This window comes from Granulicella sp. S156, assembly GCF_009766105.1.
Lineage (GTDB): Bacteria > Acidobacteriota > Terriglobia > Terriglobales > Acidobacteriaceae > Granulicella.
The window spans coordinates 560,721-576,427 of sequence record NZ_LMUH01000022.1 but is presented as its reverse complement, the minus strand read 5'-3'; the positions used below and the strand labels follow the sequence as shown (position 1 = coordinate 576,427).

The 15,707-nt window shown below is 59.2% G+C and carries 13 protein-coding genes and 1 tRNA gene; 5 read left to right on the top strand and 9 right to left on the bottom strand.

Going from position 1 to position 15,707, the window contains the following annotated elements; genetic code table 11:
* Positions 1–355 precede the first annotated feature (355 nt).
* Positions 356–432, bottom strand: a tRNA-Pro gene (locus GSQ91_RS18185).
* Between the two features lie 413 nt (positions 433–845).
* Between GSQ91_RS18185 and cysD the strand changes: the two genes are divergently transcribed.
* Genes cysD through GSQ91_RS18160 form a run of 5 tightly spaced genes read left to right on the top strand, consistent with a single transcriptional unit; the run spans position 846 to position 5,813 of the window.
* Positions 846–1,787 (top strand): sulfate adenylyltransferase subunit CysD, encoded by a 942-nt coding sequence (gene cysD / locus GSQ91_RS18180; protein ID WP_158823161.1) that lies wholly within the window; start codon positions 846–848, stop codon positions 1,785–1,787.
* A complete protein-coding gene (gene cysN, locus GSQ91_RS18175; RefSeq protein ID WP_158823160.1) occupies positions 1,788–3,431 on the top strand; it encodes a sulfate adenylyltransferase subunit CysN in 1,644 nt (547 codons plus the stop codon).
* Entirely contained in the window at positions 3,428–4,117 is a 690-nt protein-coding gene (locus tag GSQ91_RS18170) for a phosphoadenylyl-sulfate reductase (protein WP_158823159.1), read from the top strand. Before cysN ends, GSQ91_RS18170 begins: the two co-directional genes overlap by 4 nt.
* Positions 4,118–4,161: 44 nt before the next feature.
* Positions 4,162–5,217, top strand: a complete 1,056-nt coding sequence (locus tag GSQ91_RS18165) for an XdhC family protein (RefSeq protein ID WP_158823158.1) — start codon at positions 4,162–4,164, stop codon at positions 5,215–5,217.
* A complete protein-coding gene (locus GSQ91_RS18160; RefSeq protein WP_158823157.1) occupies positions 5,214–5,813 on the top strand; it encodes an NTP transferase domain-containing protein in 600 nt (199 codons plus the stop codon). The genes GSQ91_RS18165 and GSQ91_RS18160 overlap by 4 nt, the downstream gene beginning before the upstream one ends.
* Before the next feature lie 21 nt (positions 5,814–5,834).
* On the opposite strand, the gene GSQ91_RS18155 is transcribed toward GSQ91_RS18160, so the two are convergent.
* The 8 genes from GSQ91_RS18155 to treS all read right to left on the bottom strand — a co-directional run bounded on the left by GSQ91_RS18155 (position 5,835) and on the right by treS (position 15,707).
* Positions 5,835–6,704, bottom strand: a complete 870-nt coding sequence (locus GSQ91_RS18155; protein ID WP_158823156.1) for a xanthine dehydrogenase family protein subunit M — start codon at positions 6,702–6,704, stop codon at positions 5,835–5,837.
* A 32-nt stretch (positions 6,705–6,736) separates the two neighbouring features.
* Positions 6,737–7,207, bottom strand: a complete 471-nt coding sequence (locus GSQ91_RS18150; protein WP_158823155.1) for a (2Fe-2S)-binding protein — start codon at positions 7,205–7,207, stop codon at positions 6,737–6,739.
* Positions 7,204–9,579 carry a xanthine dehydrogenase family protein molybdopterin-binding subunit gene (locus GSQ91_RS18145; protein ID WP_158823154.1) on the bottom strand — a complete coding sequence of 792 codons (2,376 nt, stop codon included), beginning with the start codon at positions 9,577–9,579 and terminating at the stop codon, positions 7,204–7,206. The genes GSQ91_RS18150 and GSQ91_RS18145 overlap by 4 nt, the downstream gene beginning before the upstream one ends.
* A gap of 98 nt (positions 9,580–9,677) precedes the next feature.
* Positions 9,678–9,968: an antibiotic biosynthesis monooxygenase gene (locus GSQ91_RS18140; RefSeq protein WP_158823153.1), complete on the bottom strand. Its 291-nt coding sequence runs from the start codon at positions 9,966–9,968 to the stop codon at positions 9,678–9,680.
* Positions 9,969–10,223: an acyl carrier protein gene (locus GSQ91_RS18135; RefSeq protein ID WP_158823152.1), complete on the bottom strand. Its 255-nt coding sequence runs from the start codon at positions 10,221–10,223 to the stop codon at positions 9,969–9,971.
* A gap of 27 nt (positions 10,224–10,250) precedes the next feature.
* Complete coding sequence (locus GSQ91_RS18130) at positions 10,251–11,012, bottom strand: hypothetical protein (protein ID WP_158823151.1); 762 nt, start codon at positions 11,010–11,012, stop codon at positions 10,251–10,253.
* 72 nt (positions 11,013–11,084) lie between these two features.
* A complete protein-coding gene (locus GSQ91_RS18125; protein WP_254064681.1) occupies positions 11,085–12,329 on the bottom strand; it encodes a hypothetical protein in 1,245 nt (414 codons plus the stop codon).
* A gap of 33 nt (positions 12,330–12,362) precedes the next feature.
* Positions 12,363–15,707, bottom strand: coding sequence for a maltose alpha-D-glucosyltransferase (gene treS, locus GSQ91_RS18120; RefSeq protein ID WP_158823150.1), 3,345 nt, complete (start codon positions 15,705–15,707; stop codon positions 12,363–12,365).

The window sequence follows — 15,707 nt, the reverse complement described above, 5'->3', positions numbered from 1 at the left end:
TATCACGGCCGATGCCACAGGCATCAATGCCCGCGTTCTGCAGGTGTCTGGCCGTATCGAGTTCTAACCCTCATCAACCGAGAAGGGCGGAGAGATATCTCTCCGCCCTTTCGTTTTAACCCGCGATTCAAAGGCGGAGTTTGCAAGGAACGATAAGAAGGGCGAGCCCGCACATCCACCTTCCGTGAAAGTGGATGTGCGGGCTGAAGTGAGACGGATCGAGGAATTAGCGATTGGACCCAAATCGGATCTGGGGCGAAAACGCCCATGGCTCTAACTAGTTGTTTTTGGGGGTATCTAAATAGCCAGGGCGATGACAGTTACCGTGGTGGCATCTGATACGCTCAAGTTGAAATGGTCGGGGCGAGAGGATTCGAACCTCCGACCCCCTGGTCCCGAACCAGGTGCGCTACCAGACTGCGCTACGCCCCGAACCTCTGGTGGTATTGTCCTGTCGGTCAATGATGGGGGCAAGACACTCAGTTCCGAATACTATGGGACTGCGCCGCTTGCTAACCGACTGATCCAGTCTAGCAGAAAATGAGAGGCTTGCTGTTGTAATCCAACGGGTTGTTCTCTTGCGAGAGGGCCTGAGAGTGGCGATTGCCCCAGCCTTCTGCCCCGCGTAGAATATATCTGTGGAAGTTATGTGCATTGCCGGATGTTGTTGTCCACGGCCCTTTGGTTGTTGTTGACGCCCTTCCGCCGCCTGGTTGCCCTCATCTTTTGCAGCCAGTAAGACCGTAACTGATACTTTTTTTCCTACTCAACATCTGATTCCTACATTTTGCCGGCATGTTTGCCGGACGAGCGCAGAAACCATACGCGCCGCATCAGGAGGTTCTTTGCCGACTACTGTTCCAGAGGGAAACGCCACAGAGGTGCTGCGGGAGCGGCTGAACCATCTGCAGGCGCTTGAGGCCGAGAGCCTTTATATCTTGCGCGAGGCTGTGGCCGAGTTCGCGAAGCCGGTGATGCTGTACTCCATCGGCAAGGACTCGAGCGTGATGCTGCGGCTGGCGCAGAAGGCGTTTTATCCGGGCAAGATTCCGTTTCCTCTGTTGCATATCGATACCGGCTACAAGTTTCCCGAGATGATCGCGTTTCGCGACGCCTACACGAAAGAGATTGGTGCCGACCTGATCGTGCATCGCAACGAGGCCGCCATCGCCGATGGCGCGAGCCCCTGGAAGCTGGGCACGCAGAACTGCTGCGGCGCGCTGAAGACGCGGTCTCTGTTGGATGCGCTTGAAGAAGGTGGCTTCGACGCTGCGTTTGGCGGTGCGCGCCGCGATGAAGAGAAGAGCCGAGCCAAAGAACGCGTGTACAGCTTCCGCGACGGAGCCGGGCAGTGGGATCCGAAGAACCAGCGACCTGAGCTGTGGAGCCTCTACAACTCGCGTCTGCGCAAAGGCGAGAGCATCCGTGTGTTTCCGCTGTCGAATTGGACGGAGCTCGACATCTGGCTCTATCTCTATGCGGAGCAGATTCCAATTGTGCCGCTGTACTTTGCTGAGGATAGGCTGGCTGTCGTGCGCGGCGGCTCCATCACGCTCGTACACGATGGCGTACGGCTGCTGCCGGGGGAAAAACCTGAGCCGATGAAAGTCCGCATGCGTTCGCTTGGCTGCCTGCCTTGCACGGGTGCGATTCGCAGCGATGCGGACACGCTGCCGAAGATTATCGAAGAGCTTATTACCTTCCGCCGCAGTGAGCGCGAAAACCGTGCGATCGACCACGATGAAGAAGGCTCCATGGAGTTGAAGAAGCGGGAGGGCTACTTTTAAATGAGCGCACAGGATTTGAGTTTGAACGATAGTGTTCGCGAGACGGCCTTCCGCGCATTCCTCGATGCTCACCTCGACCAGGAGATGCTGCGCTTTACCACTGCAGGCAGTGTCGACGACGGAAAGAGCACGCTCATCGGACGGCTGCTGCACGATACCAAGAGCGTCTACGAAGATCAGTTGGCCTCGATCCGCACGAGTCGCGTGAACCGTGCAGGGGCGGGCGTCGTCGATCTTTCGTTGCTTACCGATGGTCTGAAGGCAGAACGCGAGCAGGGCATTACGATCGACGTGGCCTACCGCTACTTCTCGACTTCGAAGCGGAAGTTCATCATCGCCGATACTCCGGGGCACGAGCAGTACACGCGCAACATGGCGACGGGTGCCTCGACTGCGGATGTAGCGATTGTGTTGATCGATGCGAACGCCTTTGCGAAGGCCGGTGGCCTGTTGCCGCAGTCGCGCCGCCACACGTATATCGCCAGTCTGCTGCGGATTCCGCATGTAGTGGCTGCGGTCAACAAGATGGACCTCGTCGGTTATTCGGAGGAGCTGTTCCAGAATATTCGCGAGGAGTTTGGCAAGCTTACAACGAAGCTGGGATTGCCGAGTGTCGAGATTATTCCGGTGAGCGCGCTGGCTGGCGACAACGTCGTGGAACATTCAACGGCGATGCCTTGGTACACGGGGCCAACGCTGCTCGAGTACCTCGAGACGGTGCCGCTGGAGTTTGTTGTGGCCAAGCATGGCCCGCTACGTTTTCCGGTGCAGTTGGTGGTGCGGCCTGATGCGACGTTTCGCGGTTTTGCTGGCCGTGTCGAACGCGGTGAAGTAACCCCCGGCCTGCGCGTGAAGGCATTGCCGAGCGGCCGCACGACCCGTGTGAAGAGCATCGTGACCTACGACGGCGAGTTGAAGGCCGCGAGCTTTCCCCAGAGCGTGACCCTGGAGCTTGAGGACGAGATCGATCTCAGCCGCGGCGAGATGTTGGTGGCCGAAGATCAGGCGACGCCGCAGATCAGCACACAGTTCCGCGCGATGGTGGTGTGGATGAGCGAAGATCCGCTCGTCGTCGGCAAGGCCTATCTGGCCAAGCATACGACTCGGACGGTGCGCGCGACGGTGCGGGCGATTCGTTATCGTGTCGACGTGAACACAGCCGAGCAGCGCGATGCCGCAAAGCTTGCAATGAACGATATTGCCGAGGTGGAGTTCGAGACTAGTCTGCCGCTGTTCTTCGATACCTATGCCGAGAGCCGTGGCGCCGGATCGCTGATTCTGATCGATGCAGTGACCAATGCGACCGTCGGTGCAGCGATGATCTCTGCTTCGATTGACGATACCGAAGAGTCTGTCGCGCACAAACCAGGTTTCCTCTTCTTGCCTGGGGATGAAGCCGCAGCTATCTCGCTGCGCGAAGAACTGCATCATCACGGACAGCGTGCAGTGATCGTCGACGACCCGCTTATCCCGGAGAGCGCTCTGGTGGCAGTTACACGCGCCTTGCAACTCGCAGGTGTAACAGCGATCTCGGCACGTGCGGCCCTCAGCGCTGAAACCGTTACTGCACTTCAGTCATCTACTGAAGATCACTTCGTGCAGGGGCTTGAAGCAGTGCGGACATGGTTGGAGGCGAAGCGATGAGCACGGTGTCGGTCGATATCGAAGGGCTGCAGGCGGAAGAGATTGCTGCTGAAATCGTGCGCGAGTCGCGCGGAGAAGCCGTTTGCCTGACGAGCAGCTTCCAGACCGAAGACATGGTTGTGCTGCACATGCTGCGCAAGCATCTGCCCGGTGTGCCGGTGATCTTCCTCGAGACTGGCTATCACTTTGCTGCGCTGATCGAATATCGCGATCGTCTGGCGCAGGAGTGGGGTCTGAACCTCATCAATGCGATGCCCCGCACCACGCTCGCGGAGCATGAGAAAGAGTTTGGCCTGCTGCATATCGTAGAGCCGACGAAGTGCTGCCAGATTCGCAAGGTCGAACCGTTGATGCGCTCGCTGGAGCCTTACTCGTGGTGGTTTACCGGGTTGCGCCGCGAGCAGTCTCCGACACGCGCCGGGTTGAAGAAAGTCGAAGACCATAAGCTGCCGACCGGCAAGCAGATGAAGAAGATCAGCATACTGGCCGACTGGGACTGGGCGCGCGTCGAGGCCTATGCTCAAGAGCACGGGATTCCACGGCTCTCGCTCTACGACCGGGGGTATACCAGCATCGGCTGCGAACCCTGCACGGCCATTCCCGCGGCTGGCGCGGATGCGCGCAGCGGCCGCTGGGGCGGCAAAAAACTGGAGTGCGGCATCCATACTTTCAGCGAGAAGGAATAAGAGCCTTCAGCGAAAAGAAAGTAACAAAGGAGTATTCTGGGCGGATGATGCGCGAACGCCGTCAGATCGTCGAACTCTGGGAGCGTGGCGATGCCGTGGCCCTGGCGACGCTGGTGCGTGTGGAAGGCTCGAGCTATCGCCGCACAGGAGCTCGGTTACTGATTGCGGCGAACGGTGACTACGCCGGTTCTATCTCGGGGGGCTGTCTGGAAGCCGAAATCGTTCGCAAAGCACAGTGGATGGTTGGCGCGGGCGCTACAATCCAACGTTATTCAACGCTCTTCGACGATACGGCGGAGATTCCTTACGGCCTCGGTTGTGGCGGCACGGTAGAGCTGTTGCTCGAGCCTGCAGGAACGCCGGAGTTCGACGCACTGATGGACGCAATGCGTTCGTCTCTTCATGGCGAGACGCAGTTTGTGGAGACCTGGCTTCCTCGACCTGGAAGGCAGCTGCATCGCACCGTTCAGAGAGTAGATGATGTCTTCTGTCTACGCCCAGACTTTGCGGACTCCTCCCGCAATACATTTTGTGAAACTCTCGAGCCGCCCCAGCGGCTCTTCGTTTTTGGCGCTGGCGACGATGCACAGCCGGTGGTGCGCATGGCCGCGCTATTGGGATGGAGCATCCTTGTAGTGGATGGACGCGCGCAATGGGCGCGGGCAGAGCGCTTTCCCGAGGCCGAGCAGGTGCTTGTAGCGCCGGCCGCCGATGATCTGCGTATCGATTCGCGCGATGCTGTTGTCGTGATGACGCATAGTTATGAACAAGACCGCAACTGGCTTGCTGCTGTTTTGCCGAGCGGGCCAAGCTATCTCGGATTGCTGGGAGCGAGGCACCGCAGCGCTCTGTTAGTAAGCGAAGTGGCCGCAATGCTGGATTGGACGCTGGAACGTGCCTGTGCGGGGATCTTCGCTCCCGTGGGGCTGGATCTTGGCGGTGATGGTGCGGAGGCCATAGCGCTCTCGATCGTTGCGGAGATCCAGGCCTGTCATGAGGGGAAGCTTGGAGCATCGCGGCGCATGGCCCCAGAAGCAGTTACAGAGTTGATCGCCAGGGATGACGCGTCGCGCTATCTGCAGGCACAATGTGCGCTATGAGTATCGCGGGAGTTGTGCTGGCAGCAGGTACTTCAAGCAGACTGGGCAGGCCGAAGCAGACCGTTGTCTTTGAGGGCGAAACGCTGGTGGAGCGTGCTGTGCGTGTGGCGCAGGAAGCAGGGCTTTCGCCGGTCATTGCTGTGGTCAATCCAGAGGGAGACTTTGGCCACTCGCTCCAGCAGCTGGGTTGTCTCGTTGTGATCAACGAAGGTTTTGCGGAGGGGATGGCCGCTTCCATTCGCCGGGGTGTGGCGGTGGCGAAGATGTTGAAGGCGAGCGGTGTTGTCTTGATGACCTGCGATCAGGTTGCGGTGAGTCCTGAACACCTGCGCGCGCTGTACGAGGACACTGAGAACATCGCTGGTTCAGGCTATGCAGGCAAGGTTGGTATTCCGGCATACTTTCCCACGTCCGGATTTGATGATTTACAGCAGTTGAGCGGGGATGTCGGAGCGCGTGAGATGTTGCGGAGTGCGCGAGTCGTCGTGGATGAGAGACTGGCGCTTGATATTGATACGGAAGAGGATCTTACGCGTGCAGAGGCCACTACTAATGCCATCGCGCCCTCCGCGAAACCTCCGCGACCTCTGCGTTAAAAGCTTGTGCTGGCAGTGGTACTACAGCGATCGCAGGAATTCTTCCAGCAGATTTGCGGCGACTGCCGCCCGATATTTTGCCGTGCTGCGAATGTCGTCGATAGGCTTGGCTTCGGTTGCCAGAGCAGCGCGTGCGGCGCGAACAGTTGCGTCTAGGTTTGCTCCATCAATCCGCTGGCGCTGTAGTGCAGCCTCTGTCGCTGAGCAGCGCACGGGGCGATCCGTCAGCGATGCCGCGCCGAGACGGATGTCTGCGATGGTATCGCCTTCCAGTTTTGCAATGGCAGCCAACGCAATCTTAGAAATCGACTGTGCGTTACGCGTTCCTACCTTCCGGATGTACTGGCGATAGTCTGAGAAGTCGCGCGGTACGCTGATGCTGTGTAGCAGTTCGTCGGGCCGCAGCACCGTCTTTTTGTAGCCGAGGTGAAAATCCGAATAGGGCATGGTGCGTGTGCCGCTTGCGCTGATGAGTCTGACCGTCGCTCCATAAGCCAGCAACGCAGGCGGTGTATCGGCTGCAGGGGAGGCATTGCAGATGTTGCCGCCGAGCGTGCCGCGGTTCTGATTCGCGATGCTCCCAGTCCATGAGGCAGACTGAATCAGCAGTGGCAGGTCTTCCGCGATGGCTTGGCTGCGGCGTATATCGGTGAAGGTCGTGCCGGCGCCAATGTGGATGGCTTTGTCGTCGACGCGGATGAAGCGCAGCTCGCGCAGATGCTGGATCGAAATCAGGGAGTGCTGTACGAGGCGGCCGACGCCGAGCGCAACCATCAGCTCGGTCCCCCCAGCGATAGGCGTGTATTTACCAGGCTCTTTCGCGAGGATCGCGAGAGCGGCGTCGAGCGATGGCGGCGCTGAGAGATCGTAGAGTGAGACGTCGGAGCGCATTTGTTCTGTATGCCTTTCCATTCGTTGATGGATTAGGGAGAGATGGTGTTGGCCGCTTGTTGAACCGACTCAAAGATGCGCATGTAGCCGGTGCAGCGGCAGAGATTTCCGGCGAGTCCTTCCTGGATCTGTTCGAGGGTTGGGTTGGGGTACTTGTCCAGCAGATGATGCGTGGCAAGAATCATACCCGGCGTGCAGATGCCGCACTGTGCACCCCCTCTTTCAAGGAAGCATTGTTGAATAGGGTGCAGTTGGCCCTCGGTCGAAACACCTTCGATGGTGCAGAGCCGTGAACCATGGGCCTGTAGGGCGGGCACGAGGCAGGAGTTGACCAGCTCCCCATTGAGCAGCACAGCACAAGCGCCGCACTCGCCTTCGCCACAGCCTTCTTTGGTGCCGGTCAGGTGCAAGTCTTCGCGCAGAACATCGAGCAGCCGCTTCATCGGTGGGACGTCGACGCTCTGCCTGTTGCCGTTGACGGTGAATTGGATAGGAGTGTTCATGCAACGGCCTCTGGTAAAAACTCACCCAGATGCGTGGGGTCAAAATCTTCACTGCCGCCATGCGCGGGCTCGGTAAAGCTGGTGAAGCGTTCGAAGATGTCTTCCGGCAAGAGCGGAATGGTGTTGAAGGCGATGCCCGTGGCGTTTTCGATGGCGTTGAGAATTGCTGGCGCGGGACCGTCCATTGGAAGCTCCCCGATACCTTTTGCTCCGCCGGGGCCGTGGATGCTTGGCACCTCTTCAAAGTGCACATGGATCGGCGGCAGGTCGGCACTGGTCGGCATGATGTAATTGGTCATCTGGTTGTTCATCATGCGGCCCTCCTTCCAGACGCACTTTTCGTAAAGCGCATAGCCGATACCCTGTGCCACGCCGCCTTCGATCTGACCCTTGGCAAGTACCGGGTGCATGACCAGTCCGACCTCCTGCAGTGCGTCAAAGCGTGTGACGGTTGCCATGTAGGTATTGAGATCGACCGCGACTTCCGCGACGTAGACCGCCCATGCATAACCGGGGTAGGCATCGCCGCGATAGAGCTCGTCGTCCCAGTAGATCTTCGTGGCCGGCTCGTAGCGAACGGAAGCGCGCAACGAGCCATGCTTTGCGCGATAGGACTGCGCCGCTGCGATGAACTGTTCGCGCGTGTGTTCTTCAGGCAGATCCTCCTGCTCACGCAGTGTGGCTAAAATCTGGTGGCTGGCGCGCTCCACGAGCTTGCCGACGATCATGGCTGTGCGGCTCGCAACCGTTGGACCGGAGTTGGGTACGACACTCGTGTCGGGCTGCGCAATCAGAATGTCCTCATAAGGAAGCTGGAGTGTCTGTGCAGCAACCTGGCAGAGTATCGTGTTGGTGCCTTGTCCGAACTCGGTGGACGAGACCAGGATCTGCGGTCGTCCGTCTTCGAGTACATCGAGATGAACCAGCGAGTTCAATCGCCGCTCACCGGAGCCTGTGAATCCGGCCCCGTGCATGAACGAGGCAAAGCCGACACCGCGTTTGATCGTGGAATGCTTGTTCTCTTCGGCGAAGCGTGCGAGTTTCTCGTGGTATTCGCTCTCCTGCAGCGCGCGCGTCAGCAAATGCTGCATGTCGACGGGCTCGTTCAGGAGTTGGCCTGTGGCTGTGCGGTCTCCGGTGCCAAGGAAGTTGCGGCGGCGAAGCTCTTCGGGCGTAAGGCCAATCGTCTTCGCGATCTTGTCCATATGGCGCTCCAGCGCGAAGAGCGACTGCGGCGCACCGAAGCCGCGAAAGGCGCCGTGCGGAGGGATGTTCGTCGCCATGGCCTTGGCGCGAACGCGGATATGTGGCCACTTGTAGGGACCTGGCGAATGAATCGTTGCGCGCGATAACACAACCGGCGAGAGTGTTGCATAGGCTCCGCCGTCGATAGCAACATCGATGGTCCCGCCCAGCAGCTTGCCGTCTTTGGAGACTGCCGTACGGTGTCGCGTGCGCGAAGGGTGCCGCTTGGTGGTCGCGGCCATGTCCTCCGCCCGGTCGTAAGTGATCTTCACCGGATGACCGCACTTCATCGCCAGCAGCGCGGCGTGCGAGCCGATGACGGAAGGGAAGTCTTCCTTGCCGCCGAATGCGCCGCCGGTCTCCACCTGGATGACGCGACACTTCTCTTCGGGCAGATTGAAGATCAGAGTAAGCGCATGCACGACGTAGTAAGGACACTGCATCGAACCGCGTACGCATACATCGCTCACATTACCGAGAGCATCTTTGTTGCACTCGGCGATGACGCCGTTGTTTTCGATGTAGAGCTGCTCCTGCGCGCCGGTGTGGTATTCCTCTTCGACGATGAAATCGGCAGCTTCAAACGCAGCGGCCAGACCGTCCTCGGTCTCGTTCGCCTCACCGGAGTACATCAGGTATTGTTTGAAGCAGTTGGCTGTGCCGCCGGCATCGCTGCCCGGCCAGATGATGCGCTCAGCGTCATTGTTCTCAACGGCGGCTTCGGACTCTTCGATGGTGAAGACGCCGGGTAGTTCGTCGTACTCGATACGCACGCCGCGCACGGCGGCGAGGAGTGCGGTCTTGTCTGGATGCGCGAGCAGCAGGATGGGTTCTTCAGGGTGATTGACCTGACTCTCGGCAAGACAGGGGTGATCTTTGGTCAGGTGGACGATGGTGTTTTCGCCGGGAATGTCGGAGGCGCGCACGATGGCGAATTGCTCCCAGTCGATCTCCGGAGCAAAGGTAATGCTGCAGATGATTCCACGGGCGATGGAGGAGCGCACAGTCGCGCCGTGCCACATGCCCGGCAGCGACTGGTCGTCAATGTACTTTGCTGCGCCGAGCACCTTCGCACGACCCTCTTTGCGAAGAGGAGAAGCGCCGAGAATGGGTTTGCTTTGCGACATAGCTGAGTTGGTCGTGTAGTTTGAGTATCCGAAGAGGATAGTACGAAATGGGGTCGGGCGTCATGTGCTGGCCGATGAGTCCCGCGATAGCGCAAGGATTAGAGCGGATCTCGATAGTGCTCTACAGTGGGGAATGGATCATAAAAGTGATGCAGGAGTGCCCGCCACTCTTGATACTGCGGAGAGCCGCGAAATCCTTGAGTGTGGTCTTCGAGCTTTGCCCACTCCACGAGAAGAATGTAACGACTCGGCTTCTCGTGGCAGCGGCGTATCTGATGAGAGATATAGCCCTGCATTCCGGTGATGAGGGGAAGCGCCTTCTTAAACGCTGCCTCAAACTCATCTTCCTGCCCGGCGCGAACATCCAGAGTCGCGACTTCCAGGATCATTTAGCGTCCTTGCGCGGCCAGCTTCGACTGAATGAGATCGGCGAGGTGGCCTACCGTGTGCATAGATTCCAGTTCGGCGGTCTGGAACTTGATGCCGAAGCGCGACTCGATAGCCACGATCAGATTGATGTGATTGAACGAGTCCCACTCGGGAACCTCCGCGGCTGTTAGGCCGGGATTGAGCACGATAGAGTCGTCATCAAAAAGATCATGAAAGATCGTGGTGAGCTGCGCATAGATGTCGTGCTGTTGCATCAATCTATTATATCGACGCGGTTTCTATTAGAAGTGCCGCAGCTTGGGGCCTGGAGTCTCGCGCACCTCTGTTGCAGGTGAGTCTTCTGTGGGGCGGACGGCCAGCGGTTTTTCGATGCTCTTTTCGATCGAGCGGCTCACCAGGTCTCGCGAACCGAGCCCGATCGCAAGCGAAAGCGTGAGAACGATGCCTCCGAAGAGGATACCGAAAGCCAGTTCGACGACGGTGCCGCCGATTTGCAGATGGTCGAGCGCCATGGCAGCGGTGAGCACCAGAACCAGCCACTTTACTCCAAACGAAAGAAAGCGCGCATATTGCAGTTGCGCATTGACGGCACCAATGAGCACCGAACGTGCGAGGAACCTCGCCAACAGATTTCCAGCAAAGAGAATCAGGATGGCGCCGAGGAGATGCGTCAGGTAGGGAAGGGCAAAGAGCGAGACCTGAGTATCAGCAGAGTACGACGCGTCGAACGCCGATATGCCAATGGCGACGCCGGCCAGTATGCAGACCCAAAGGATCACACGCGAAATCAGTAGCGTCGGGGAATGGGAGGGGGCCCAGTCGGAGAAGTTTACCGGCGAGCTGATCTTCTCGTTTGCCTTGATGCGCTCGTCGAAGCGTGTTGCCGTCAGCAGTCGACGGATGAGTGCCGCAAGCAAAAAGCCGATTAGGGCCAACACGGCTACGGCGAGCAGAAAGGCCAATAGCCCGGGAAGAAAGCGGACTAGCACGACCACCACGCGGTGCGTGGATTGGAGAAGGGCGAATTTGATTTGCTGACCCATGATGATGGCTCCTAGCTTCGTTGGTGCCGGCGGATACTGCGATTCCAGGGCGTATCGGCCGAGTTGGCGCTCTTAAGGATTGAAACGGTCCGGCCAGCGCCAGCGGGCGACTACATAAGGTTTCTCGGTGGAGAATGCGGAAGCCGTCTCCTCGACATGCCGTGACGACAGCGCTGCGTCACCAGCCGACCGGCGAAGGTGCGAGGTGACCCACGCCAGATAGAGTGGCGTCAACGCGCCAAGCAGATGGCCGCGGTTGATGGTCCGCAGATGGTAGGCGAGGACGAAGTCGTATACGACCCGCGCCCACAGGTCCGGAGGCATCAGAAAGCTCTCGGGTGGCGCCAGAGACAGCTTTTTCAGCGCGAGCAGCGATTGTGGAGGGAGCACCAGCGACCAGATCTCCTGAAGATTCAGGTAGGCGCTGCGAAAGCTCTCCGCCATCGCGCGAACTTCGGCGAGTTCCTCGGTTTCGCTTCCCAAAAGCACCGGTTCCGAGGCTTGAACCGCAGAGATCGAGCTTCTACTGCGCTGCCAGAAGGGCGCCTTCGCTTCGATGTCGGTAAAGAGCGAACCCGCAACTTCGGCGAGCAGCGAGTTTAGATCGGCGTCGCCCGGATGCGGCAGTGTCCGCTCGCCGACTTCGATCTCACGGACGACAAAGGATGAGACTGAAGCTTCTGCGGCCGGCCAGACAAGCGGCGTGCTCTGAGCTCCATTGCCCAGCCTGCGTGCGGCTGCAGCGAGACGTTCGGCCATGCGCAAAGAGAGCGCTGCATCGAGCGGCAGAGGCAGATGCGTCCCCACACCGAAAAGCGCATTCGTAAGAGGATAGAGCAGTGCTGAGCTCACCAGGGCATCGTGTGGGCCGGTTTTGTAGCGCGGCAGTGCCAGGTCGACTCTCTGGTTGAGGATGCAGGTGGCCAGTGCCTGCAGTCCAGCCGATGACAGGGAATCAGCTTCCGCTCCGAGAAGCATGAGCGCTGATGCGTTGTGTTCGCGCGCGAGATCGGCAGCGGTGAGAAAGTCACTAGCCACGAGGGTCCAGGATGCATGAGGAGGTCCCGCCGGATAACCGACCAGGCGCAGGTGTTCCGTGCTGGATTCGTTGTCTGGGAGAACGTCGGGCGAGGCGAGAACCACGGATTGTCCGGGAAGAGCGGCGCCAATGCGATCTTGCATCGTCTGCAAACCATCGATACCCAATGATGGAAGGCAGATGAGCAGCGTGGCGCGGCTGCTGTCCGTGCTGCGTACGGCTGGCGCTGTTTCCAGCGGGCTTGCATTCGAGATGTCGGCAATCGGCGATGAGGACATGAGTTTTTACAAGACAATGCAACGATAGACGATTTAAGCAGTATCACGGGCGAGCGCAAGCAAGCCGCTAAGTGGAATATGCAACCAATCGGGCCGGTTGTTCAACTCGTAGAGCAGTTCGTAGAGCGATTTTTCAAGCAACAAGGCATGCAGCAGGGTCTCAGCCTGGGGTGGTTTTGGGAGCAGCGAGGCCCCCTGTACTCCAGCCCCGTGTATTGTTTCGCGGTAGGCCTGAAGAAACTTTACCGATACGGCATTTTCCCAGAGTGATGCCCATCCAGCGAGGGCTCCTGACTGTTCAGGGCGGCGCTGTGTGTAACGGTCAAGTGTTGAACGCGAGGCATAGCTAAAGCTGCGCAACATGCCGGCAACATCCTTCAGTGGCGAGTGTTTCTGGCGGCGTTCTTCGAGCGACCGAGCGGGCTCGCCCTCAAAATCGACGATCAAAAAGTCCGATTTCGCGTGCAGCAGTTGGCCTAAATGATAGTCGCCGTGGATGCGGATACGTTCACCGAAGGCTGCAGGGGCATCCGTCGCGAGCGCCCGAGTGCGCTGCAGAAGGTCGCTGCGACGGCTCAGGAGCAACGCAGCGCGGTCGACCAGATCGTCGGGGATCGTCGCAAGATTGCGTTTGAGCGCTCCTAACGCCTGCTCGACCTGCTCGCGAATGCGTGCAGAGTCGCGAGTCAGGTCTTCGGTGGAAGTGGGCTCGGCTGAGAACGCGATGTCGTCTGTCGGCGTTGCCAGGGCAAGATGCATCTGCGCCGTTCGAGTTCCAATCAGCGCCGCTGCTTCGAGTGAAAAGCCTGCATGCTCCTGCGCGTCCTGCGGAATCTCCGCTTCCGCGAGAAAGCTTGCAGGCTTGCCGTAGGACGCGGGTTGCGGTGAGTTCGCAACTGATTCGTAGAACCGGATCAGCTCTTCCGAGAACCACGACCACCCGTCGCCCTCGTTGGCCGCGAACGCCTGAAGAAAGGCGAGGGTTGTTCCATCGTTATGATGAAGCTCGCCCAGATAGGCTGGGATGCGGTCGAAGTGCGCGACATCGGTGAGAAAGCGGCTTATCTCCACGTCAGGATTTTCGCCGGGTTCCAGCCGCCGGAAGAGTTTGAGGATCGCTTTTTGATCGAATAGAAGACTGGTATTGGACTGCTCTGCCGAGCCCACACGAGACTCCGTTCCTGTAAGGCTGGTGGGATTGAATACCGGCGAGTGCGTGGCCAGAATGGTCGCACCGTCTTTTGTCGAGGTTGTAAACACCCCAAACAGTGCCTGACGAAAACCTTCGCTTGCCGTGGCATCGTAAAGTACAGACCCGTTCGTCGCATCCCCCAGCGTTGCCAGGATCGCTTTCGGTGACGATTTGCGCAAGGCCTCTGCCGAATCGCCTGCTGCGATGGAGAGTGGAAGCTGGTAGCGTTCTGCACTTCCATTGTCATAGGTGACGTCGATCAGCGCGATGCTGTACTCGTCTCCAGCGAGCGCCATGGAAGCGCCAACGACGGCAGAGCGAATCTTCCGTGATTTGCTTCCAAACCACCGTTGTTGCTCCAGATAGTTCGGCAGCAATTGCTGCAGGAGTTCGTGCCCTCCACCTTCCAGAAGGCTGCCGATGGACAAGGGGTGGGATGCCGGTGCACTGTTCGGTGCGATACCCGCTAGCGCCTCGTTCTCCGTGGGAGATTCAATGGTGGGAGCTTCCGGCTTGGGTGCTGCGGGTTGCAGTTCCAGCCAGAAGAAGCTGTAGGGCGCGAGCGTCAGCGGGTAGGGCTGATCGGTGATCTCGGGGAACGCGACGTAGCCCAGCATTTCAACGGGCTGCCGTCCGGCGAATTTAGCCAGGTCAAGCGCTACCGGTTGCGCAAAGCGTGAAAGGTTAGCGACGCAGAGCACCGTCTCCGGCGAGCCATCTTCGCGCTGGAGGTCGCGGATATAAGCCAGAACCTTGCGGTTTTCCGGATGCAGAAATTCGAGCGTGCCCCGGCCGAAGACCTGGAATAATTTGCGCAGCGCAATCATGTTGCGCGTCCAGTGCAGCAGCGAAGAGGGATCGCTCTGCTGGGCCTCTACGTTGATCGCTTGGTAGCCCCAAACGGGGTCCATAATGACCGGGAAGTAGAGCCTGGCAGGCACTGCCTTGCTGAAGCCAGCGTTGCGGTCGGAGTTCCACTGCATGGGCGTGCGTACGCCGTTGCGGTCGCCGAGATAGATGTTGTCGCCCATGCCGAGCTCGTCGCCGTAGTACATGATCGGCGTTCCGGGGAAGCTGAGCAGCAGGGAGTTCATCAGCTCGATGCGGCGGCGGTTGTTGTCGAGCAGGGGTGCCAGGCGGCGGCGAATCCCAACATTAACGCGCATGCGTGGATCGGCCGAGTAGGCCATATACATGTAGTCGCGCTCGTCATCGGTCACCATCTCGAGCGTGAGTTCGTCGTGGTTGCGCAGGAAGAGGCCCCACTGACAGTTATCGGGGATTCCAGGCGTCTGCGCCATGATGTCGGTGATGGGCAGGCGATCCTCCTGCCGCAGCGCCATGTACATGCGTGGCATCAGTGGGAAGTGGAACGCCATGTGGCACTCGTCGCCGTCGCCAAAGTAGGGCCGCACATCGGCCGGCCACTGGTTGGCTTCGGCGAGCACCAGGCGGTTCTCATAGCCTTCATCGATCGCCGCTCGGATGGCTTTGATCGCGGCATGGGTCTCGGGCAGGTTCTCGCAGTTGGTGCCGTCGCGCTCCACGAGGTAGGGAATCGCGTCCATGCGCATGGCATCGACGCCCATGTCGAGCCAGAAGCGCATCGCTTTCAGCACCTCTTCCATCACTGCCGGGTTGTCGAAGTTCAGATCAGGCTGGTGCGAGAAGAAGCGATGCCAGTAATACTGCTGGGCCTCTTCGTCCCACGTCCAGTTCGACTTTTCCGTATCGGTGAAGATGATACGGGCGTCCTTGTAGATCTGGTCGGTATCGCTCCACACGTAGTAATCACGCTCGGGGCTGCCCTTGGGAGCGTGGCGCGCGCGCTGGAACCACGGATGCTGATCGCTGGTGTGGTTGATGACGAGCTCGATCATCACCTGCATGTTGCGCGCATGCGCTTCGTCGAGGAACTGTTTGAAGTCCTCAATCGTCCCGTAGGAAGGGTTGACATTGGTGTAATTGGCGATGTCATAGCCGTCGTCCCGCAGCGGCGAGGGGAAGAACGGCAGAACCCAGAGGCAGGTAACGCCGAGGTCCTGCAGATAGTCGAGCTTGGAGATCAAGCCTTGGAAGTCGCCGATGCCATCGTCGTTGGAGTCGGCGAAGGCACGCACATGGATCTCATAGATGATCGCGTCTTTGTACCAGAGCGGATCGGTGGCGCTACAGGGTTTCTTCAC